A 19,947-nucleotide genomic window follows, 5' to 3' on the forward strand; every position below is an offset into this window, starting at 1 on the left:
AAAACAAGACCGAACGGGGTCCTGTGCAGACAGGGCCCCGTTTTCGTTTTGCAGAGCCGTTCATTTGTGTTAATAAAACATTGAAAAGACGGACCGGCGAAGCCTCGTGTCTTTGCGGTGTCCCCGTGTCTTTAAACAGACCGGGCGTGGGCGCCCTCGTGCGCCGCGACACGTCCGTATGCCGCCCCCGCCTCGCGGGGGAGCCGCCCCGCGCCGCCAGCTCGGGGCCCCGGAAAGACCGCAGTAGAGGCGCGATCACAGCGCAAGCGGCCCTTCCGAGAACAGGGCGACCGCCCGCCGACCGGCCCCCCGCAGCCGGAGCGGGCGGCCCGCCCGCGGCGCGGCGTTTCACAAATCAGTCGACGAAAAGCCGCAGCGCGTCTAGGAACGCCGGTCATACCGGTCATTCCGACCCTCCACGCCCCGGACGCCATGGACCGCATCGACGCGTTTCGCCTTTTCGCCGCCGTCGCCGAGCTCGAGAGCTTCACCCGGGCCGCCGACCGGCTCGGCCTGACGCCGGGCGCCGCGTCCAAGCAGATCGCCGCGCTGGAAGACCGCATGCAGGCGCGCCTGCTCGAACGCACCACGCGCTCTGTCCGGCTGACGGACGCTGGCCGGGCGCTGCTCGACCGGGTGCGGCCCTGGCTTCACGAATACGAGGCGATCGAGAACGGTCTGGTCTCGGCCCAGGCCGCAGCCGCGGGCGTGCTGCGCGTCTCGGCCTCGGTGGATTTCGGCGCGAACCGGCTGATCGAGCCGGTCACCGCCTTCATGGACAAATGGCCCCAGGTGGAGGTTCGCCTCGAACTCGCCGACCGCATGGTCGATCTCGTCGACGAGGGTTACGACCTTGCGGTGCGCATCGGCCATCTCACCGATTCAAGCCTGATCGCGAAGAAGCTCGCCGACGCGCCGCTGACCCTCATCGCGAGCCCGGACTATCTCGCTCGCCACGGCGCGCCGTCCCATCCGTCCGAGTTGTCGCGTCACGCCTGCATCGTGGATCGCAACAAGCCTGCGCCCAATCTCTGGCGCTTCTCGAACGGCGTGGAGACGGTCGAGGCGAAGATCACCGGCCGGCTGAGCCTGAACGGCGCGCGCGCGGCGGTCGCTGCGGCGTGTGCGGGGGCGGGGATCGCCTGCCCGCCGGGCTGGGCGGCGAAGGAGTCCATCGAAGCGGGCCGCTGCGTGCCGGTGCTGGAAGGCTGGGCGCCCGATCATCGCGATCTGTGGGCGGTCTTCCCCTCGAACCGCTATCTCGCCCATAGGGTGAGGCTGTTCGTCGATCACCTGGCCGACTGGTTCAAGGACGGGCTCTAGGCGGCCGGGCGGTCTCGGGCTCGGGGGTTTCGCCGACCAGGCCTGGAAACAGCGAAAGCATCGGCACGCCGCCCAGCGGCTTTCGCTCGCCGACATGGCAGGACATGCAATTTGCCTTGAACGGATCGCCGACAGGGCCGAGCCGGTCTTCAGGCAGGATGTCGGCCAGCGGCTCGATATGGTCGCGATTGATCCGCCGGGTCTGGTGGATGGCGTGGAAGGCGTCCACCCGGTAGGGCGTGCTCTGCTCCCAGTCGTAGAAGGCGCGGGTGTTGTGGCAGAAGGTGCAGTTCTGCCCCAAAGCGTCCGACATCTGCATCATCAGAAGGTAGGTGTTCTCAGCGCGGGTGAAGACCGGGCCTTCCTCGGGCGGCAGCTCAGGCTCGCGCTCAGGCGGGACGATCGCGTCGCGCGCCTGAAGCCCCGCGGCGCGATCGTCCTCGAGCAGGAACAGCTCGAACGCCTCGCGCGGGAAGAAATCCCGGATCGTCGTCGCGGTGCGGATCCAGGGCGGGGGCTCCTGATACCAGCGCTCCTCGGGGCCGGGCCAGTCGCCGGCCTTGTACCAGCCGTACTCGGGCACGTTCTGACCGCGATGGCAGGTGAAGCAGGTCACCCCTTGCGGCCGGATATGGTCCTCCTCGGCGTTGAGTTCCCGGACCATCTTCATCATCTCGCGCGCCACGTCGAACTGGTAGGGCGGCTCGGCGTCGAAATCGGGCAGGCCGTTCGCCGCCTCGGCGTGACAGAAGGTGCAGCCCTCGTTCGGCGCGACCCAGCGGGTGATGGCGACCTGAAGCCGGTCGAACTGGGCCCGGTCGAGATCGCCCAGGACCTGCACGTCGTCATAGACCTCGCCGGCGGTGACGCCTGCGTCCTCGACCAGGGGCGGAACAGGAAACTCCAGCTCGTTCAGAGGGTCGGGCCGCCGGGTGCGGGCGTTCAGCGTGTACATCGAGATCGCCGCGGGGCCGAGCTCCTCGCTCACCCAGGCTTCGTTGGACATGGGCGGGCTGTCCCAGTCCGGCAGCAGGAGCACGGCCAGAAGCCCGCCGCCGCCGAAGAGCGCCACGAGGGTGAAGAACAGGCGCTTGCCCTGGGGATCGCGTTTCATGGGTCCAGCGTCCCCTGTTCTGCGCCCTCGGGCGGAACCAGATCGGGGTACATCTCCGGATAGGTCGGCGCGAGGCCCCATTTCACGCCCCACTCGTACCAATTGTCGACCACCGTGCCGGTCAGAAGGATGCCGATGCCGCCGGTGATCGGGGTGAGGATGGCGAACCAGTAGATCCAGCGATGGATGGACTCGAAATTGGCGTTGAAGCCCATGGTCCAGCGCCAGAACAGCGCGCCGCGCTCGGTCGCCGTGCCGCGATCGGCGATCTCCTCGGCCTCGCGCTCGGCGCCGAAGCGGGCGGTCGCCAGGATCGTGCCGCCATGCATCGCCCAGAGCAAAACCGAGCCGTACAGGAAGACGATGGAGAGGCAGTGGAACGGGTTATAGTAGAAATTCCCGTAAAGCACTGAAATCGTTGCGGTCCAGTTGAGGTGCGGGATGATGCCGAAGGGCGGCGCCTCTTCCCAGCTGCCCATGATCAGCGGCCTGAACAGCCCGATGCACAGAAACAGCCAGATCGCAGAGGCGAACGCCCAGCTGACATGCGTGCCCATGCCCAGCGCCTTGGCGCGGGTGTAGATGCGCGCCCACCAGCACAGCACCGAGATCGTCAGGGTGAACCCGGCCCATTGCCACCAGCCGCCCTCGTTGAGCGGACGCAGGTGGAGCCCCGGCCCGGTGGGCGGATCGAGCCTGTGCCAGCCCATGCCGCGGATGAAGGCGATGAGGTTCCAGTCCGCCTGGGCCCAGAAATTGAAGCCCATGATGCAGATCGAGATCGTGCCGAAGATCAGCGCCGCCCAGCCCCACCAGCCGAAATAGGACCGGCCGATCTGCGGATCGCCGATCCAGCCCAGCCAGGCGGAGAAATACGGCCCGAGAAATCCGAAGCGCTCGCGGCCGGGCACCGGGATCGGCTTGTCGACCGGGCCGCGCATCTGGATCTGGGTGTAGAGCGAGCGGAAACGGGCCATCAGGCGTTCTCCATCTCGCGCGACAGGCCGGGCAGGCCGAGCTCGTCCCAGAAGGGCAGCTGCAGATACCAGTCGTACCAGTACGGCCATCCGCCCGACCAGAACGGCCCGGCGATCAGCATGCACAGCGCGCTCCACAGCCCGGCGTTGATCGCGCAGATCCAGCCCAGCCGGTGAATGCCCAGCGGGCCGATCGAATAGAAGATGATGTCGCGGAAATACTGGTTCTCGTGCTCGCCGAATTTCGCGGTCTCGCGCACGGGATTGTTGACCGTGGACAGGATCACCCCGCCGTGCATGGCCAGGATCAGCGTCGTTCCGAAGAAGAACGACACCGCGATCATGTGCGCCGGATTGTAATGAAAGTGCAGGCCCTGATAGCCGACGTTCGACACCCAATCGAGATGGGCGAATATCCCGTAGGGAAAGCCGTGCCCCCACGCGCCCAGCAGCACCGGCCGGATCACGGTGAGGGTGGAATACGCGAAGATCGCCGCGCTGAACGCGAACGGCACGTGAAGCCCCATGCCCAGCTTGCGCGCGATCTCCACCTGTCTCAGCGCCCAGGAGATGAAGGCGCCGTGCGCGCAGATCGTCACGATGATCCAGGACCCGCCGTCGTAGAAGGGCGCCCAGCCCAGCCCGTAGCTGAGCGGGGGCGGCGCGACGGTCATCTGCCAGACGTTCCACACGCCGGTTTCCGCGATGTCCAGAAACAGGCAGGTCACCCCGACGATCGTGAACAGGATCGTCGTGACGCCGAAAAAGCCGACATAAAAAGGTCCGACCCAGAAGTCGAACGGCGTGCCGCGCACCAGGCCGCCTCCGGCGGCGCGGTATCGCGGCTCGTACGTGAGAAGAGCCATCGCCCCGTCCAGTCAGTTGACACGCCGGACGTAAAGCGTGGGTGACGGACAGGGTTCCTGAATATCTTCGATTTTCTATGGAACGTTCTGGAAAATCGAGAGGGAAACTCTGGCAGTCGTCTGAAAACGCTTGCGAAACAATACCCGTAAAAAATCTGGAACAATCCCCGTTGTCAGAGAGTTCTGACATTGCGTGATATGCGCCATAGGGGCTTTTTATGGAACCGACTCCTGCTTATTCCGGATTCGACGGCGCGATGGCCGCGCTTTTGATCTTTGCGGTCTTCTTTTTCTGGCTGGTGTTCTTTCACCTAAGACCCCAGGACAAACGGGAAGGCTATCCCACGATCCGGCCCGACGGCTCGGTGCCGTTCAGGCAGGGCAAGGGGTTGTTTCCCATGCCCAAGGCCAAGGAAATCCGCCGCCCGCACGGCCAGCCCACGGTCGTCACGCCGCGTTCCGCCTCTCAGGCCGGCCCCCAGCCCGAGGTCATGCCCGAACGAAACGGCAAGCCGCTCCATCCCAGGGTGGACGGCCTGCTCGAAGGGATCGGCCCGGCCGCCTGGTCTGAACGCGAGGACGTCGCCGATCTCAACAAGGAGGGCGATCCCAAGCTCGCCTCCATGTTGCGCGAACCGGAGTATTCCATCCTTGAAGGCTGCCCCGATCCGCGCGGCTGGCCGGTGCAGGGCGGCGATCAGGTGCGGGCCGGGGCCGTGCGCGACATCTGGTTCAACCGCGCGGAATTCTTCCCGCGCTATATGGAAGTGGAGTCCGAGGCCGGCGACTATCTGCTGCCGATCTTTTTCGCCGTCATCGACAGCGAGCTCGAGCTCGTGATCGTGCGCGACATGCCCGGCGAGCGGCTGTCGAACGCCCCGTTCCGCCGCCATGACGACCGGATCACCCTGCTTGAAGAAGACAAGGTCAACGCCTTCTTCGCGGGCGGCCGGTTCTACGGCAATTCGCCGCGCGGAAAGGACGTCGCATGAGCCGGGTCAGCGAAACCGAAGCGTGCGAGGCTCTGCCCGGACCGCTTCCCGAAGGCGAACGCGTGCTCTGGGCGGCGCGGCCGCCTTTCGGCGGCCTTATGCGGCATCTGTTCAAGGGGCGCTGGCTCGCCGGGATCGTCGGCGTGCTGGCGGTCTGGCCGGTGCTCGCCGCGCTCGACGCGGGCTATCCGCTCGCCCGGGCGCTGACCGCCGTGGTGCTGTTCCTGCCGGTCGCCGCGCCCGTGGCCGTGCTGTTGTGGATCTCCGCCAGGCTCGCGGCGCGGCACACGCTCTACGTGGCGACCGACCGGCGGGTGATCCTTCATGTCGGCTATGTCTTCACCCGCACGATCAACCTGCCGCTGACCGAGGTGAGGGACCTTGCGGTGAGAGTGCGCGAGGACGGGCTCGCCGATCTCCAGCTCACCGTCGACCGCACGGCGCCGATCGGATACGCGGCGCTGTTTCCGCATGTGCGGCTTGAGAAGATATTCAGCCCCACCCCGGTGCTGCGCTGCATTCCCGACGGCGAACAGGCCGCCGCCGCGCTCGCCGAGGCGCTGATGCGCGCCCGGCCGGGCTTCGTGGCCGGCGGCGCGGAACGCCCCGCAGCCGAGGCGGCCTGAGCGGGGAGGAGACCATGGATCACGCCGAAGACGACTATCAGATCACGCCCGGCGCGCTGATCGCGGTGGGGCTTCTGGCGCTGGGCGCGATCCTCGTGGCGGTCCTCTCGCCCAGCGCGCTCGGCCCGCCTCAGGCCGAGGCGCTGAACCAGCGCCTCGTCGCGGTCGAGGACACCGTGCAGGACGGCATGGTGCTGCGCGATGCGCAGACCGGCGCGGTGCTGGCCGAGCTGGTGATCGAGGGCGATCTGTTCGCGATGACCGCGCTGCGTTCGGTCACGGGCCGGGTCGGCGCACGGCCCGAAAGCGGCGGGTTCACGGTTCTGGTGATCGAACAGCCCGACGGCACGGGCTTCATCCGCGATCCCGCCACCGGCCGCACCATGCCGCTCTCAGGCTTCGGGCCGGACAACGCCGAGGCGCTGCTGGCGCTGGTGGACGGGTAGGGCTGCCTCACGCTTGCGCGGGCCGCCGGCTCACCGCGCCTCGATGAGCGCCGCCGCCGCTGCGAGATACAGCGCTGCGGTCAGACGGCCCGGCAGCGTCCGCATAGGGTCGGGACGGGCCCATACCCGACCGTATTTGGTCCAACGTTTTTCGTAAACTGAAGTTATGGCGCGCCGGGGAAGATTCGAACTCCCGACCCCCAGATTCGTAGTCTGGTGAAATCTCCTACGTACTCTTTCTTCGATCTACGCACATATGCGCCAACCCTCTGATCGGTATTGGCTTTTCCCGCCCCATCGGTACTTTCGATCTCGTTCGGATGCGCGAGTTTTCGCTCCGAACTGCTTCCACGGTGCTTCCACGAAGCTTCCGGGACGCATGTCAGAGGCCCGAAAGAACAGGAGGGGAACATGTCGAACAAGCTGAAACTCACCAACACCAACGTCCGCGCGCTCGCTACGACCGGACAGGACTACAAGGTTTGGGACACCGAGGTCTCAGGGCTTCATGTCCGCGTCACCAAGGCCGGGTCGAAGTCCTTCGCCTTTTTCTACCGCACGGCGGATGGTCGTCAGCGTTCAATCCGGATCGGCAAGACCACGATGACCGTCACCGAGGCCCGTGAGCGTGCCCGTGCACTGCGTGTTCAGGTGGATCAAGGCGAGGACCCGTCTCAAGAGCGCAAGGGGCGTCTCACCGCGCCGACGATGGCGGACCTGTGGGACGCGTATCTTGAGCAGCACGCCAAGCCCAACAAGAAACCCCGGAGCATCGCCGAGGACGAGCGTCTGTGGCGCATGCACCTTTCGCCCCGTTTCGCCAAGGAGAAGGTGGCCAACGTGAGCGTGGCCGAGGTCCGGACCATGATGTCCAAGATGCGCGACACCCCCGGAGCCGCCAATCGCTCGTTTGCGCTCCTGTCTATGATGTTCACCTTCGCGATCCAGAACGAATGGCGCGAGACCAACCCGTGCCGTGCGGTCAAGAAGTACCCGGAGAACCAGATCGAGCGCTACCTGTCGGCGGAGGAGACCGAACGGCTGCTCGCGGCCTGTGACGCAGACGAGAATGAGACTGCCGCGCGGATCGTGGAGTTTCTGGTTCTCACCGGGGCGCGCAAGAGCGAGGTGTTCTCGATGGAGTGGCGGGACCTTCAGGGTCTGGCGACTGAAACGCCGACTTGGCTGATCCCCGTAGGTCAGCAGAAGGGCGAGCGCCATACCCGCAAAGCTTTTGCCCGCCAGCTTTCGCCCCAAGCGGCTGATCTTCTGCGCCGCTGGAAAGGCGAGTGTCCGACGCCTTCAGTCCGGTACGTTTTCCCTTCGCCCCGGAAGCCGGACCAGCCGGTGCCCTGCATCAAGGGTGCGTGGGATCGCATCCGCCAGCGTGCGAACCTGAAAGACGTGCGGATTCACGATCTCCGGCACTCATTCGCCTCGTTCGCCGTGAACAATGGCGCACCGCTCTACGCGGTGGGCGGAGCGCTCGGCCATAAGGATGTGAAGACGACGCAGCGTTACGCTCACTTGACGGACCAGACCGTGCGTGGGGTCGCCTCTGGCGTTGGCGCAATTGTTGGATCATTCCGGGGGCGGTGAACGCTGGTTCAGACCGCTGCTTCCTGCGGCTCGGTCGGAAGCGCCCTGCGTTCGATTTCGCCTAAAATACTCACCACCTTTTCGGCGTCGGCGTCCTCGAACAGGCCGTCGATGCCGAGGGGGCTGGTGTCTGTGAAAGGCGGCTCGTAGAGACGCCCCGCCTCGACGACGCCGGAGCGCGTCAGCTCTTCAATCAACAGTTCGATGAAGTCGATCTGACTAGCCGAGATCGGCGATCTACGAGGTTAAGCGGTTGGGACTAGCTGTCGAGAACCCTTGCAGGGTTCCGCCGGTGATCGAGCTTCGCTTGTAGCTCGGCGACTATCTCATCTGGCTCGGGAGGGGTTCCTTCCCGCAAGGCGTTCCGCACTTCGTCCCACTCTGAATAGACAACGTTCACGTCGCCAAGCCGGTAGTCATCACCTTGCTTGGCTATTGGATAGGTGAGCCATGTCACTTCACTGTTTGCGCGGGTAGTGGCTCCAAAGGCTGGAAGCGCCCCGAAGAATTGTGTGTCCACTACGACAAAGAAGCGCTTTCCCCAGCGGCGGAACACCGGCACCTTGAGCTGAAGCTGGGGGACCAGGCGCTTTTGCGCCGACGATCGGAAATCTGGACGGCGGTCTGAATTCGGTAGGTCGAGCGTTCTTTCTTGCAGGTAGTGCCGTAGGGGCGAGCGGATTTCACCGCCCGAGAAGTAGACCGCCTGGACTTCGACAGCTGCGAAGTCAGTCACTGTCCCGTCTTCAATCTTCCCAAGGAGGTAGTCGACCTTGCCTATTTTGCGGTCGCTATCCTCTTCGCTCTCGGCTTCGATCTTGAGGATGCGGACTTCGGGAAAGATACCGAAACGCACGTTTTCGCCAAAGGCCAGCCGGGCCGCATCCTTGAAGATGATGTCGCGCTCGATGAAGCGCACCGGACAGAGCGCCGCCGCTTCGTGACCGTCGGAAAGCGAACAGATACCGATTGGGTCAGTCTTGCTCGACTTGGTACATTTGCTGTCACGGAACGGGCAGAGCTTGGCGCTCCTGCTCGTCCAGGCCGCCTCTGTTTGATTGTCGACGCCAAACCCAAAGATTTCAGAAATCAGCATGAAACACCCTTTGCCGCTATTCAGCGGCGGCCACGGGTGTAGCATAGAGGAATTCTTCAGCTTCTAGAATGGCTTCTCCGATCCGGCGACCGAGAAGCGGGGGAACCGCGTTGCCGATCTGGACATACTGCTCTGTACGCGAACCCTCGAAATGAAACCAGTCGGGGAAGGATTGGATGCGCGCCGCTTCGCGAACGGTGATGACCCGATCCTGTTCCGGATGGATGTAGGCCCCCCAATGGAGGTCACACTTGGTGAGAACGGTGCAGGACAGACCGCCCCATGTCATCCGCCCGTAGCGCTTTGTGTGATCGCAGCGACGGGCTTTCTTCATGCCAGCGGGCAACAAATCAATAGGTACGTCGCGCCAGCTGCCACCAGGCGGGATATGCTTCATCCGCTCGATGTTGATCGGTGCGAGCCGTGGTGCAGAATGGTTACGGACAGCGTTCGAGCCGCCGCGTAACATGACCTGGTAGTCTCCCTGAGCTTCACGGGCGTAAGGCTGCACGCCTCTATCCTCGCCGTTTGCGAGAGCTGGCAGGTCACTGATCGCATCTTTGATCGTGTTGAAAGGGATGAGGCCTTCGCCGTGGGTTTTGGTCGGCCAGACGATTGGCAGACCTTCTCGGTTGCCGATGAAGACAACCCGCCGCCGCTCTTGGGGCACGCCATACTCTTCCGCGCGGAGCACCTTATGCTCGACTTTGTAGCCCAGCTTTTTCAGGCCTGAGAGGATCGCGCCGACGGCAGCGCCGTTACCGGCAGAGGTGATGCCAGTGACATTCTCCATGACAACCCAGCGTGGGTTCAGGCCCTCGACCAGACGGAGGTACTCTTTGAAGAGTTGGCTACGCTCGTCGTGCATACCACGCTGATGATTGTATACGCTGAATGCTTGGCAGGGTGGACCGCCGACAAGGCAATCCAGCTCTCCGCGTTTGATACCTGCCGCCGAAAGGAGCGCGTCGGCAGTGATGTCTTGGACCGGGCCAGGCAGAAACTTGGCGTCTTGGTGCGTTGCTGCAAATGTGCGGCCAGCGGCCTCATCGAAGTCATTGCCTGCGAGCACATGGAAACCAGCTTGGCGAAGGCCTTCGGTCAGGCCGCCCGCACCGCAAAACAGATCAATCGCCGTGTAAGTCTTATCCATGCCTGCCCCCTGCAGCTCGCCCAAGGCCAAGGGGCAGCTGTAGCTCTTCGTTCTCGTAGCGTTCACGGAAGTCCGTGACCGCTTTCCTGGTGAGCCAGGAGAGCGATACGTCATGCCGCTCGGCAATTGCAGAGAGAGCTGCATAGTCTGCCTCCGACAAGGAGACCGTGATCCTATGCCCTTTCTTTGCGCTCACCACAATGTATGTTCCCTTAACGTTCTTGTCTAGCATCAATCAACTGGCGTGAATCAGACTGCATCACTTTGCTTCGCTCTGCAAATCATTGATGCGGACCAACAAGCGTTTTCGTGTGGATAGCAACAAGCGTTGGCGGGAGAATGTCGGTCTCAGTCCGTTATATACCGCGATGCGACAGCACTCGGAGGTCCGCTCACTATATGGGTCTCAGCGCGTTTCGACGGATGCATATCCAAGTGCTAGTGATGCGGAGAAGTCATATCGTTTTTCGATAAATCCGTCTTATACACCGCCAATCCTCGCCAGACGCTCACAGGGGCGCGAGGCGTGGTTCGGCATGGAGACCAGCGGACGACCTCAGGGCGCGCGCCTGCGACCGCCAGGGAGCGAATGGCAAGGTGTTAGGTGAGGGTGTCAGCCTGAAACCGCCGACAAGCGGTGAACTTGGGGACAAGAACGGGTCAACTCAGTGCGATCAGTGCCCGACCGAGACAAGCTTCTCACTATTGAGCCGGTCTTCGTCATCCCAACGGTAAGCTGTCAGCAATCCGCCGGGCCTCGCGATGCTGAAGTCGAGGCAGCAGACGTTCGGCTCGCGCGCGATCCAAGGAGTCCCGTGTCGAGGACTGAACCAGTAGTGCCCGAAGAAGACCGGCTTTTCGTCGAGCGGGTATCTCAAGCCGAAGTCCGGCTCTTCCTGAACCATAGCCAGTCTAAGCTTAAAGTCTGGCGGTCCAAGAACCCGGTCGGGCCATGGGCCGTGTTCAACCCACCATGCAATGCGCGCTTCGGTCCGGACGTGTCCGTCCTTGTCTTGGAACGTCACGCCATCCGGCAGGGTCGTCTCTGCGCCCTTGAGCAAGACATCGGTCGCATCGCGCAGTGGATCGCCCTTCGTCGCGGTTCGGTGCCAGAAGGCGTCGTGTTGTGCCCGGCGCTTGGCGGTTGCGTCGTCCAGCGCCTCAATGTGCCGTGCACTCCAACAGGCGTGTACTGCTCGTAGGCCGGGCAGATCGATCCAGAGGGGGAGCGTGCGGAACCATGCGATGTCTTCCTGCATTCGGTCCAAGCCGTCTTGCCGGGTGTGATACTGGCTGAGGAAGGCGAGGTGCTGGCGAAGGTTCTTGTCAGAGCGCGGTCGCAGGTGAAGCCCCTTCGTATCCGGGTGCTCCATCGAGAAGTGGACGGCGTTCAGCTCGTGGTTCCCGGCTAAGCAGACCGCTTCACCGTGCTCGACCATGCGCCGGACCAGCGCGACCACTTCGACGTTGGCCGGTCCTCTGTCGATCAGATCGCCGAGGAAGAGGACCTTTCGTCCTTGAGGGTGCCGGTAGATGCCGCTCAGCGGTTCATATCCGAGCCGCGTAAGAAGCGTTTGCAACGGATCGAGGTGGCCGTGGACATCTCCGATCAGGTCAATGCCGGTTGCATCGTTCAGCAATTGGTCTGGCGTCATTCAGTCTCCTTGATTGGAAGGGTTGGTGGGATGTCAGCGTTTCAGTCGCCTCCGCTCGGCCTGTAATCCAGCGGCCAGAAGCTGCCGGATCGCGTCGGCCCGGCTCACGTTGAGCAGCGGGAATTCCTCTTTGATGATCCCCACGTACTCATCGACCTGAGCGACCAGATCGTCCGGCAGCCGCACCGCCAGCGTGTCCATCGTCGAAGCTTTTTTGGGGCGGCCACGTATCGCCATGCTCGACTCCCGTTCGTTTGTGATTTTTCGTATACGATATATCACGAGAGGAGACAAGCAGGCCTCCGGCGTCATCATAGAAGCCGAAATCTGGTGTTCGCCGGGGTTGGAATCAGGTGAACAGCTTCGCCCGCCCCTCCGGACCGATCAGCATCAGCGACATGATGCGGTCTTGGTCCTCGGTCATGTGCTCGCACGTCATCCCGGCGTCCCGGATGGCCTGAATGTGCCGGAACTCGGCAGGCGTCACGATCCGCGACAGCATTTCGAGATAGGGCTGTGCCTTCACACCCTTCTCCCGCGCGTATTGCTCGACCCACATCGGGAAGAGGTGTTCGAGCGGGGTGTTGGTGAGGCGGGCGATCCCCTTCAGCGCGTGGAGGGCGACACGGGTCTTTCCGGTCTTCCACATCGCCACAATGTTCGAGCGCTCATAGCCAAGCTCGGCAGCGATCTCGGCGTTGGTCATGCCGGACAGCTCGGCAAGGTTCTCGTTCAGCCACTCCGCGAGAGCGTAGCTCGTGCCGGTGTTGACGGAAGTCTGCGGACGGCCGGGGCCAGTCTTCTTCATGATTTCTCCTTCGTTTGTTGATCCGAACGCTTGAAACCGCGTCACGAAGGAGAGTGTATTCATGGTGAATAGGGGGTCTCGCGGGAAACGCGAGCTGACTGCATTACGAGCGATGCCAAACGATCTGCTTGTCCGCGATACCCCGAACCTATGTCTGCGAAACCACGATCTCAGGCCCTGAAAGCGATCAGGAGGCCGGAATTACTAGCCCGTCCACGGTTCACTTCGTGGGATCGCGGACACTCTGAGACCCGGCAGGCGCAAAAGCCTTGTGTGACGAAACACCGTGTCGGGCTGCTTGAACGTGACGAAACACCGTGGGCGGGCCTTATAGCGGATACCTCAAAGACCATAAGTCTTTGATTTTGCTGAGCCGGACATCCAGCGCCTATAAGAGTACCGGGAGCATCCACGGTCTATCGTCACACAACGATGCGCGACACGGTGTTTCGTCACGTTAGTCCGAAATTGGTGCTTTGCTTCAGATCACAAGCGCCGAATGGGCCGCCATCGCTCTCTGCCCAAGCGTCCGGGTGTGAGCATAAGGCTGCTTCAACTTCATCTGTTTCATTGTCGTCCGGCGATACTTTTCGGTGTAGCCACCCGGCCAGAACGCGCCGTTCGTCAGCGGCTGAATGTCCACGATCCGAGCACGCCCCGGTCCGTCAAGCGGCAATCCGGAAAGCACTTCACCCGCGTGTCTGACAGCCTTGCGGTTCCCTGGCGTGTCTTCGAGGTCAATCACCCCATGCAGGTGGGGCTTCTGGCCCAACCCCTGTTCGAGAACGATCAGAAAGTCCGGCGTGTGCCCAAGCGCAGTGTTAAGGTATTCGCTTAAGGCCTTTTGAAGATAGGAGGCCTTGCCACGATCAGATGGACACCGAGCAAGCCGGGCCTCTGACAGATCGATGGTGATCGACAAGCCACGTCCTTCAGCTTCAATCGTCTGTGCCATCAGCCCACATCTCTGAGGGACACTGAGGTCACGCCAGCGCCGGGGGAGGGTCGTGATCGGCGAGGCGGAAGAAGAGGAAGGGGGTGTAACTGTACGCGCCTTGCGGCCAGACTTCCGCCTGCTCCGTTTTGCCTTTGGTGGAAGGCCGTCCGAGGTGATCGTCGTGCCATAGCGCGTCCGGCAGCTGGCCAATTTGCCAGAAACAACGGCCTCGACCTCCGCTTTGTGGCGGAGGTGGCGTTCGTATGCGTCACGCTCGCGCTTCAGCTCCTTGGGGTAAAGGCGTGCGGCGTGATAGGCGTCCGCAAGCGTCAAGGCGGCGACCCATGCCGCTTGATCCCCGTCGTCCGAGCCGGTGCCGGTGATCGACACGAGTGCGGGATTGTCAGTTTCGACCGTAATGCCGAAATCCTCGTCCGGTCCGGGATTGTTGACCGGATCGGCTTTCCATGCGGCCTTGGCCTTGTTCAGCTTGTCCGTGGAATACGAGCGCGTCGCCGCCTCTGCGATCCGGACCATTTCAAGTGCGGCCTCTGCGACCTTCTCATCAAGCTTATCTTGCGTGATCGTGACGAGCTGCGGCTTCCCGACTTGGCGCGCGATGCCCTCGGCGAGATTGAGGCCGCTGTAATAGTAGTCGGGTGCCTCGCGGAGCCACCGGCGAAAGTCTCGCCTGAGCGCGGTCGGGCTGTTGATCGAACGAAGTACGAGTCTCTTACCGAGAAGATGGTCTGGCAGCCTGTCGCGTAAGACCGCGATCTTGTTCATGTCGTACATCTGATTCATCGCATCCTCCCTGTCTACACCCCCAAAGGGATTTTCTTACACGTATCCCGCCGACCGAAAATGCTATCCATCTGCCGTATATGCAGATTTTGCCTCTCCATTTCCCCAAGGACATACGCCGGAGAGTGTGCTTTCTTCAATCCACGCCGCCGACGCGGCGAACTCAAGCGAAAGGAACCGCAGCAGAAGAAAGGAGTGCGTATGAACGACAATCACGTGTACCTGACCACCAAGGAAGCGGCCCGGATCGTGGGCTTCTCACACCGGACCCTCGAAGGGATGCGGTGGCGGGGCCGCGGGCCTCGTCACATGGAGCTGCCCAATGGTCGTATCCGCTACCGGAAACAGGACCTGATCGAATGGATCGAGAACGGATCGGAGCCGGAAGCCGCATAGGCCGGTTCCAAGACCAAGAGTGAGCCGCCCTCGGTGTTGCCGGGGGCGGTTTTCGTTTCAGCGCCATATGGGCCGGATCGATTCGGGATGCGGTGCGAACCCGAAGCATCAGGGTCCTTGAGAAGCCAATCTTCTAGGACTTCTCCCCCTGCGACCGATGCTCGCAGATCAGGACACTCTCAAATGAGAGCGGCTGCTTCCACAGTGCTTCCACGCATGGTGTGCGGTCAACATGCCGAGAAGCATGAGATGCAGAAATCTTCTTTATTTCAATGGGTTAGGTGGCGCGCCGGGGAAGATTCGAACTCCCGACCCCCAGATTCGTAGTCTGGTGCTCTATCCAGCTGAGCTACCGGCGCCTGCCGTCTCGAGCCGGGCGGGGCCCGGCGAGAGGCGCGGAACCTAGCCTCGGCTTTTCAGCTTTGCAAGCGCTTGTGGCCGGGCTTGTGCAGCGGCCGGTTCAGCTTAGCTTGCGGGCGGCGTGAACGCCCCTGGCGACCGCGCGCGCCAGCGTGTCCGCACCCAGCGATCCGAGGCGCGCGAGCGTGATCGGGCGCGGCTCGGCGACCTTGTGCGCGCCGGTGGCCAGCGCGAAGACCACGTCGCCGTCCAGCGGGGTGTGCACCGGCCGGATCGCGCGGGCGAGCCCGTCCTGGGCCATCACCGCGAAGCGGCGCGCTTCGTCGCGGGTGAGGGCCGCGTCTGTGGCGACGACCGCGAGCGTGGTCTGGGTGCGCCGGTCGGCGGGCGGGGCGGGGTTCATCTTCGCCGCGCCCCAGTCCTCGGCGCCGAAGCGGGCGGACGGATCGGGCCGGCCGGCGCCGAACTCCCCGTCCATCTCGAACGGCCAGGCCCAGTACACGTCATCCTGTCCGGGCATCGTCACCGAGCCGAAGCTGTTCACTGCAACCAGCGCCGCCACCGTGATCCCGTCTTCGGTTTTTACGCTCGCAGACCCGATCGCGCCGGGATGCGCCCCGGCGCTCGCACCATAGCCCGCTCCGGCGCGGCCCAGGCGCACCGGCGCGCCGCGGCGTGCGTCGTCGAGCGCGGCGAAGCCGAGCGCGCGATAGGGCGGCTCGCGCGCCCAGGCCTTGTCCCCGCCGTTCGCGAGATCATAAAGGCAGGCCGCCGGCACGATCGGGGAGACCGGCACGCCGGGCGTTTCGAACAGCTCGAACCCGGTGCGTGTCTCGCCAAGAGCCGCGGTGACCGCGTCGGCGGCGGCGAGGCCGTAGACCGAGCCGCCCGACAGCGCGATCGCGTTCACCGTCTCCACGAGCCCGCCAGGGTTCATCACGTCGGTCTCCCGCGTGCAGGCGCCGCCGCCGCGCACGTCGACCGCGGCGATCGCCGGCCGGTCGCACACGATGATCGTGGTGCCGGTGCGCACGGCCTCGTTCTCGGCCTGGCCGACCCTGAGGCCGGCGATGTCGGTGAGGTCGTTGTTCAGCGCCGGTCCGGCCATGGCGGGTTCCTCTCGAGGGGGCGACAGGAACGAAGACTAGCGAGGTTCGGTCCACGGAAAAGCCCCGCCCGGGCGAAGCCGGACGGGGCCTTTCCTGTCAGGCGCTCAGCCTACCAGCTGTAGCGGGCGCGGGCGTAGAGATACCGGCCCGAGAAGCCGAACGGGGAGAAGCCCGAGAACGGGAAGATCCGCCCGAAGGTGGAATCCAGCGCCGGGGTCTCCGCAGTGGTGTCCGGATACTCGTCGAACAGGTTGTTCGCGCCGAAAGCCAGCGTCAGGCCTTCGGTGACGTTCGCGGAGAACTCCGCGTCCACCAGCGTCTTGGGCGAGAGCGTTTCATCGAACGCCGGGTTGGAGTTCGGATCGATCGTTTCGCCATAGCGCGTGGCGCGCACGAAGCCGCCGAAATCGCCGCGGGTCCAGTCGACCGACGCGATCAGCTTGTTGTCGGGCTGGCCCTCTTCAAAGCGGGCGATCTCGCGCCGGGCGAACAGCGTCACGCCGGGCAGGACCGGGCTCGTGGGCGCGGCGGTGACTTCGGTTTCGGTCTGGTTATAGCCGAAGGAGAAGTCGAACTCGCCGAAGTCTGCGGTGTCGAGCGCATAGGTCGCCACCACGTCGAAGCCGCGGGTCTCGGTCTCCACCCCGTTGATGAAGAAGCGCGCCCGCGTCACCCCGGTCACGCCCGCCGCCGTCAGGAGGCTCTCCACCGTCGCGCCGGAGAGGTTCTCCGAAAGCACGATGCGGTTGTCGATGTCGATGGCGTAGGCGTCGACGGTCAGGGCGAAATCGCCCGCGGTGAACACGAAGCCGCCGGAGATGTTGGTGGACTCTTCAGCGTCCAGCGGTTCGCCGCCGAGCGCTGCGGCCACCGCGCTGTCGGCGGGGAAGGTGCCCACTTCGGCCGGAACCGGCGGGGTCCCGGCGAAGACCGTGGCGGTCGAGGTGAAATAGGCCTGCTGCAAAGACGGCGCCCGGAAGCCGTTGGACACCGCGCCGCGCACGGCGAAGTTCTCGGTCAGCTCGTAACGGGCGGCGAGCTTGCCGGTCAGGGTCTCGCCGAAGTCCGAATAGGTCTCCCCGCGCACCGCGGCGGTCACGAGCAGCCGGTCGGTGACGTCCGCTTCCAGGTCGAGATAGAGACCGAACGCGTCGCGGTCCTCGTCGACCTCGTTGGCGGGCTGGAAGCCGGGGAAGACCTGGCTGCCGGCGGGCAGGGCCGGATCGCCGGAGATGTAGCTGGCCGGCTCGCCGGCTTCGATCTCATAGCCTTCCAGACGGTATTCCGCGCCGAACGCGACCGAGAGCGGACCGGCGAAAGCGGCGAGGTCGTACTCGCGCTGGAAGTCGGCGTTGGCGGTGAGCTGATCATAGATCAGTGCGCCAGCGTCGAACGAGGTCGGAGACGCCGCGCCCAGCGAGGTGTTGAGGGAGTTCTCCACGCCGTAGGCCAGCTCGTTGCGGCCATAGCCCAGCGAGAAGTCGTAGCCCCACGCGCCCCAGTCGCCGCGGATCCCGCCCAGCGCCGAATAGTCCTCGATGTCGGTGACGATCAGCGGCAGGAAGCCGTCAGGATAGATCGCGAGCGTGTTGCGGCTGTCGAGCGCGCGGCGATAGAAGCCGGCGGCCTCGCCGTCGCGCTGCTGGTAGCTCGCCCAGCCATAGAGTTCCGCGCCGCTTTCAAGATCGATCCCGGCGTTCGCGAAGACCGAGAGCGCCTCCGCCTTCGCAAGGCCGAAGCGGTGATTGATCCGGTCGAAGCTCGTCTCGCGCGGATCGAGCGACCCGCCGACCAGCGGGTATTGCTGGCGGCTGTCCGGGCCGGCGCGGTTGGTCGGCTCGCGGTCGAGATATTCCGCCGACAGGGTGAGGAAGCCGTTCGGGCCCAGCGGCAGGCCGATCCAGCCGGAGATGTTCACCGTCTCGCCGTCCGACGCCGTGCGGCCCTGCTCGATCAGCGGAATATCGGTGGCGTAGCGGCCGTAGGTGGCGGTGACCTGACCGCCCTCGCTGGCCTCGCGCAGGCCGACATTGATCACGCCCGCGATGGCGTCCGAACCGTATTGCGCCGAGGCGCCGTCGCGCAGCACCTGCACCTGGGAGATCGCGCTGACCGGAATGGTGTTGAGGTCCACCGCAGCCGAGCCGCGGCCGACCGAACCGCCGAGATTCACCAGAGCCGACGCGTGACGGCGGCGCTCATTGACCAGCACGAGGGTCTGGTCCGGGCCCAGGCCGCGGAGCGTGGCCGGGCGGACATGGTCGGTGCCGTCGGTGATCGAGGGCGAGGGGAAGTTGAACGAGGGCAGGCTGGCGGCCAGCGCAGCGTTCAGCTCCGTGATGCCGGTGTTTTCCAGCTGGCCGATATTGATCACGTCGACCGGCGCGGCGGTTTCAAGCGCGGTGCGCGATTGCGCGCGCGTGCCCACGACGACGATCGTGTCGCGGTTTTCCGCTTCAGGCTCCGGCCCCGGCGCGGGCGGTTCCTGGCTCCAGCCGGCGCCTGCAGTAAGCGCAGCTAATGATACGGCTGTCAGTAGCGTCTTCATCTGGGTCTCCCCCTTCACGAGGCGTCGCCGCGGGATCCGCCTTCGGCGGCCGCGGTGCGCTGAAAACCGTGGTCAAAATACCACTATACACACAGCCGTTGCGGGTTATGCTCGGCTGTGACGTATAGACCCTGCGCCTCGCTGCGATGCAGCACAATTAAGTAGTTCTGATGGACGCTTCAGAAAAACTAAACACAGTGACCCTTGAAACCCTCCCGCTGAACGCTATGCGGGCGTTCGAGGCGGTCGCGCGTCTGGGCTCGGTCGCTGCGGCGTCTGCGGAGCTGGCGGTGACCAGCGGGGCGGTCTCCCAGCAGATCCGGCTGCTTGAAACCGTGCTGGGTGCGAAGCTCGTCGCGCGGGCGGGCCGCGGCATGACGCTGACCGCAGAAGGCCAGGCGGTGGCCGAGCTGATCGCCGAACCGTTTCGCGGGCTCAGGGAGGCGAGCCGGCGGTTGGGACGGTGCGACGAAGCCGAGCTGATCCGGCTGGGCGCCCCCGGCGCCTTCGCCGCGCGCTGGCTGGCGCCGCGCATCCAGCGCTTCGAGGCGCGGGGAGAGGGATTCCCCGTGCGGCTGATCAGCGATCCCGACGCAAGCGCGCTCGACCGGTTCCAGATCGATCTCGAGGTTCGCTACGCCGCGAAAGCCGCCGCCGGGGCGAACGCGGTGCGGCTTCTGACCGATTCTTACGCCGCTCTGATCACGCCGGGTGCGCTGGACAGCGCTTCGGGCGACGGCTGGCGGGAGCTCGTCCGGACCTGCCGGCTCATTCAATGCGACGAGGCGGACAGCGCCGGGCTGGACTGGAAGAGCTGGCTGGCGCGGCGGGGGATCGAACGCGAGGACGCCCATCTCGGCGACCGCTACGCCCTGTTCGATCACGCTGTCAGCGCGGCCGCCGCCGGGCGCGGTCTCGCGCTCGCCCCACGCTCCATCGCCGAACCGGCGGTGGAGACAGGACGGCTCGCCACGATCGTCGCGGCGGGTGTGGAGCCCGCAGAAGGCGGCTATGATCTCGTCTGGCCCGAAGGTCGCGGCTTGCGCGCGCCGGGCCGGGCGCTCAAAACCTATCTCATCGAAGAAAGCCGGCCGTTCGAAAACGCCGGGGTCTGACCCCGCCGGCCCTTTAGGAAGGC

General features: G+C 64.5%; 19 protein-coding genes and 2 tRNA genes. 7 read left to right on the forward strand and 14 right to left on the reverse strand.

What is annotated here, in order from left to right; genetic code table 11:
* Window positions 1–432: 432 nt before the first annotated feature.
* Entirely contained in the window at window positions 433–1,323 is an 891-nt protein-coding gene (locus ABL308_10590; GenBank protein XBQ15405.1) for a LysR family transcriptional regulator, read from the forward strand.
* On the opposite strand, the gene pufC is transcribed toward ABL308_10590, so the two are convergent.
* From pufC to pufL, 3 genes are read right to left on the reverse strand one after another with little or no spacing between them, the layout of a single operon-like run.
* Window positions 1,307–2,437: a photosynthetic reaction center cytochrome PufC gene (gene pufC, locus ABL308_10595; GenBank protein ID XBQ15406.1), complete on the reverse strand. Its 1,131-nt coding sequence runs from the start codon at window positions 2,435–2,437 to the stop codon at window positions 1,307–1,309. The two genes, ABL308_10590 and pufC, sit on opposite strands and share 17 nt — an antisense overlap.
* Window positions 2,434–3,414, reverse strand: a complete 981-nt coding sequence (pufM, locus tag ABL308_10600) for a photosynthetic reaction center subunit M (GenBank protein XBQ15407.1) — start codon at window positions 3,412–3,414, stop codon at window positions 2,434–2,436. The genes pufC and pufM overlap by 4 nt, the downstream gene beginning before the upstream one ends.
* A complete protein-coding gene (gene pufL / locus ABL308_10605) occupies window positions 3,414–4,280 on the reverse strand; it encodes a photosynthetic reaction center subunit L (protein ID XBQ15408.1) in 867 nt (288 codons plus the stop codon). Before pufL ends, pufM begins: the two co-directional genes overlap by 1 nt.
* Window positions 4,281–4,498: 218 nt before the next feature.
* On the opposite strand from pufL, the gene puhA reads away from it, so the two are divergent.
* Genes puhA through puhC form a run of 3 tightly spaced genes read left to right on the forward strand, consistent with a single transcriptional unit; the run spans window position 4,499 to window position 6,344 of the window.
* On the forward strand, window positions 4,499–5,272 hold the full coding sequence (gene puhA, locus ABL308_10610) for a photosynthetic reaction center subunit H (GenBank protein ID XBQ15409.1): 774 nt from the start codon (window positions 4,499–4,501) through the stop codon (window positions 5,270–5,272).
* Window positions 5,269–5,898: a photosynthetic complex putative assembly protein PuhB gene (puhB, locus tag ABL308_10615; protein ID XBQ15410.1), complete on the forward strand. Its 630-nt coding sequence runs from the start codon at window positions 5,269–5,271 to the stop codon at window positions 5,896–5,898. The genes puhA and puhB overlap by 4 nt, the downstream gene beginning before the upstream one ends.
* Window positions 5,899–5,912: 14 nt before the next feature.
* The gene (gene puhC / locus ABL308_10620; GenBank protein XBQ15411.1) at window positions 5,913–6,344 is read left to right on the forward strand and encodes a photosynthetic complex assembly protein PuhC; all 432 of its coding nucleotides are present in this window, start codon (window positions 5,913–5,915) and stop codon (window positions 6,342–6,344) included.
* A 167-nt stretch (window positions 6,345–6,511) separates the two neighbouring features.
* Here puhC and ABL308_10625 read toward each other — a convergent pair.
* Window positions 6,512–6,596: transfer RNA gene (locus tag ABL308_10625), tRNA-Arg, on the reverse strand.
* A gap of 159 nt (window positions 6,597–6,755) precedes the next feature.
* On the opposite strand from ABL308_10625, the gene ABL308_10630 reads away from it, so the two are divergent.
* Entirely contained in the window at window positions 6,756–7,943 is a 1,188-nt protein-coding gene (locus ABL308_10630) for a site-specific integrase (protein ID XBQ15412.1), read from the forward strand.
* Window positions 7,944–7,951: 8 nt separating this feature from the next.
* On the opposite strand, the gene ABL308_10635 is transcribed toward ABL308_10630, so the two are convergent.
* The 7 genes from ABL308_10635 to ABL308_10665 all read right to left on the reverse strand — a co-directional run bounded on the left by ABL308_10635 (window position 7,952) and on the right by ABL308_10665 (window position 14,396).
* Entirely contained in the window at window positions 7,952–8,173 is a 222-nt protein-coding gene (locus ABL308_10635) for a type I restriction-modification enzyme R subunit C-terminal domain-containing protein (GenBank protein ID XBQ17733.1), read from the reverse strand.
* A gap of 29 nt (window positions 8,174–8,202) precedes the next feature.
* The gene (locus tag ABL308_10640) at window positions 8,203–9,039 is read right to left on the reverse strand and encodes a NotI family restriction endonuclease (GenBank protein ID XBQ15413.1); all 837 of its coding nucleotides are present in this window, start codon (window positions 9,037–9,039) and stop codon (window positions 8,203–8,205) included.
* Window positions 9,040–9,055: 16 nt separating this feature from the next.
* A complete protein-coding gene (locus tag ABL308_10645; protein XBQ15414.1) occupies window positions 9,056–10,192 on the reverse strand; it encodes a DNA cytosine methyltransferase in 1,137 nt (378 codons plus the stop codon).
* 674 nt (window positions 10,193–10,866) lie between these two features.
* On the reverse strand, window positions 10,867–11,847 hold the full coding sequence (locus tag ABL308_10650) for a metallophosphoesterase (GenBank protein ID XBQ15415.1): 981 nt from the start codon (window positions 11,845–11,847) through the stop codon (window positions 10,867–10,869).
* Between the two features lie 33 nt (window positions 11,848–11,880).
* Window positions 11,881–12,084 (reverse strand): hypothetical protein, encoded by a 204-nt coding sequence (locus ABL308_10655; protein ID XBQ15416.1) that lies wholly within the window; start codon window positions 12,082–12,084, stop codon window positions 11,881–11,883.
* A gap of 112 nt (window positions 12,085–12,196) precedes the next feature.
* Window positions 12,197–12,655 carry a helix-turn-helix transcriptional regulator gene (locus tag ABL308_10660; GenBank protein XBQ15417.1) on the reverse strand — a complete coding sequence of 153 codons (459 nt, stop codon included), beginning with the start codon at window positions 12,653–12,655 and terminating at the stop codon, window positions 12,197–12,199.
* Between the two features lie 481 nt (window positions 12,656–13,136).
* A complete protein-coding gene (locus ABL308_10665; protein XBQ15418.1) occupies window positions 13,137–14,396 on the reverse strand; it encodes a hypothetical protein in 1,260 nt (419 codons plus the stop codon).
* Window positions 14,397–14,597: 201 nt separating this feature from the next.
* On the opposite strand from ABL308_10665, the gene ABL308_10670 reads away from it, so the two are divergent.
* A complete protein-coding gene (locus tag ABL308_10670) occupies window positions 14,598–14,792 on the forward strand; it encodes a helix-turn-helix domain-containing protein (protein ID XBQ15419.1) in 195 nt (64 codons plus the stop codon).
* 282 nt (window positions 14,793–15,074) lie between these two features.
* Here the strand turns inward: ABL308_10670 and ABL308_10675 are convergent.
* The 3 genes from ABL308_10675 to ABL308_10685 form a co-directional block, all read right to left on the reverse strand.
* Window positions 15,075–15,151: transfer RNA gene (locus ABL308_10675), tRNA-Arg, on the reverse strand.
* Between the two features lie 101 nt (window positions 15,152–15,252).
* Complete coding sequence (locus tag ABL308_10680) at window positions 15,253–16,260, reverse strand: P1 family peptidase (GenBank protein XBQ15420.1); 1,008 nt, start codon at window positions 16,258–16,260, stop codon at window positions 15,253–15,255.
* 110 nt (window positions 16,261–16,370) lie between these two features.
* Window positions 16,371–18,809 carry a TonB-dependent receptor gene (locus ABL308_10685; GenBank protein XBQ15421.1) on the reverse strand — a complete coding sequence of 813 codons (2,439 nt, stop codon included), beginning with the start codon at window positions 18,807–18,809 and terminating at the stop codon, window positions 16,371–16,373.
* Window positions 18,810–19,006: 197 nt separating this feature from the next.
* Between ABL308_10685 and ABL308_10690 the strand changes: the two genes are divergently transcribed.
* Complete coding sequence (locus tag ABL308_10690; GenBank protein ID XBQ15422.1) at window positions 19,007–19,924, forward strand: LysR substrate-binding domain-containing protein; 918 nt, start codon at window positions 19,007–19,009, stop codon at window positions 19,922–19,924.
* Window positions 19,925–19,947 lie beyond the last annotated feature (23 nt).

This window comes from Oceanicaulis sp., from assembly GCA_040112665.1.
GTDB lineage: Bacteria > Pseudomonadota > Alphaproteobacteria > Caulobacterales > Maricaulaceae > Oceanicaulis.

What these genes read in the sequence shown, in the direction of transcription:
- ABL308_10590 (XBQ15405.1), top strand. Translation starts at nt 433, where the DNA reads ATGGACCGCATCGACGCGTTTCGCCTTTTCGCCGCCGTCGCCGAGCTC.
- pufC (XBQ15406.1), bottom strand. Translation starts at nt 2,437, where the DNA reads ATGAAACGCGATCCCCAGGGCAAGCGCCTGTTCTTCACCCTCGTGGCG.
- pufM (XBQ15407.1), bottom strand. Translation starts at nt 3,414, where the DNA reads ATGGCCCGTTTCCGCTCGCTCTACACCCAGATCCAGATGCGCGGCCCG.
- pufL (XBQ15408.1), bottom strand. Translation starts at nt 4,280, where the DNA reads ATGGCTCTTCTCACGTACGAGCCGCGATACCGCGCCGCCGGAGGCGGC.
- puhA (XBQ15409.1), top strand. Translation starts at nt 4,499, where the DNA reads ATGGAACCGACTCCTGCTTATTCCGGATTCGACGGCGCGATGGCCGCG.
- puhB (XBQ15410.1), top strand. Translation starts at nt 5,269, where the DNA reads ATGAGCCGGGTCAGCGAAACCGAAGCGTGCGAGGCTCTGCCCGGACCG.
- puhC (XBQ15411.1), top strand. Translation starts at nt 5,913, where the DNA reads ATGGATCACGCCGAAGACGACTATCAGATCACGCCCGGCGCGCTGATC.
- ABL308_10630 (XBQ15412.1), top strand. Translation starts at nt 6,756, where the DNA reads ATGTCGAACAAGCTGAAACTCACCAACACCAACGTCCGCGCGCTCGCT.
- ABL308_10640 (XBQ15413.1), bottom strand. Translation starts at nt 9,039, where the DNA reads ATGCTGATTTCTGAAATCTTTGGGTTTGGCGTCGACAATCAAACAGAG.
- ABL308_10645 (XBQ15414.1), bottom strand. Translation starts at nt 10,192, where the DNA reads ATGGATAAGACTTACACGGCGATTGATCTGTTTTGCGGTGCGGGCGGC.
- ABL308_10650 (XBQ15415.1), bottom strand. Translation starts at nt 11,847, where the DNA reads ATGACGCCAGACCAATTGCTGAACGATGCAACCGGCATTGACCTGATC.
- ABL308_10655 (XBQ15416.1), bottom strand. Translation starts at nt 12,084, where the DNA reads ATGGCGATACGTGGCCGCCCCAAAAAAGCTTCGACGATGGACACGCTG.
- ABL308_10660 (XBQ15417.1), bottom strand. Translation starts at nt 12,655, where the DNA reads ATGAAGAAGACTGGCCCCGGCCGTCCGCAGACTTCCGTCAACACCGGC.
- ABL308_10665 (XBQ15418.1), bottom strand. Translation starts at nt 14,396, where the DNA reads ATGAATCAGATGTACGACATGAACAAGATCGCGGTCTTACGCGACAGG.
- ABL308_10670 (XBQ15419.1), top strand. Translation starts at nt 14,598, where the DNA reads ATGAACGACAATCACGTGTACCTGACCACCAAGGAAGCGGCCCGGATC.
- ABL308_10680 (XBQ15420.1), bottom strand. Translation starts at nt 16,260, where the DNA reads ATGGCCGGACCGGCGCTGAACAACGACCTCACCGACATCGCCGGCCTC.
- ABL308_10685 (XBQ15421.1), bottom strand. Translation starts at nt 18,809, where the DNA reads ATGAAGACGCTACTGACAGCCGTATCATTAGCTGCGCTTACTGCAGGC.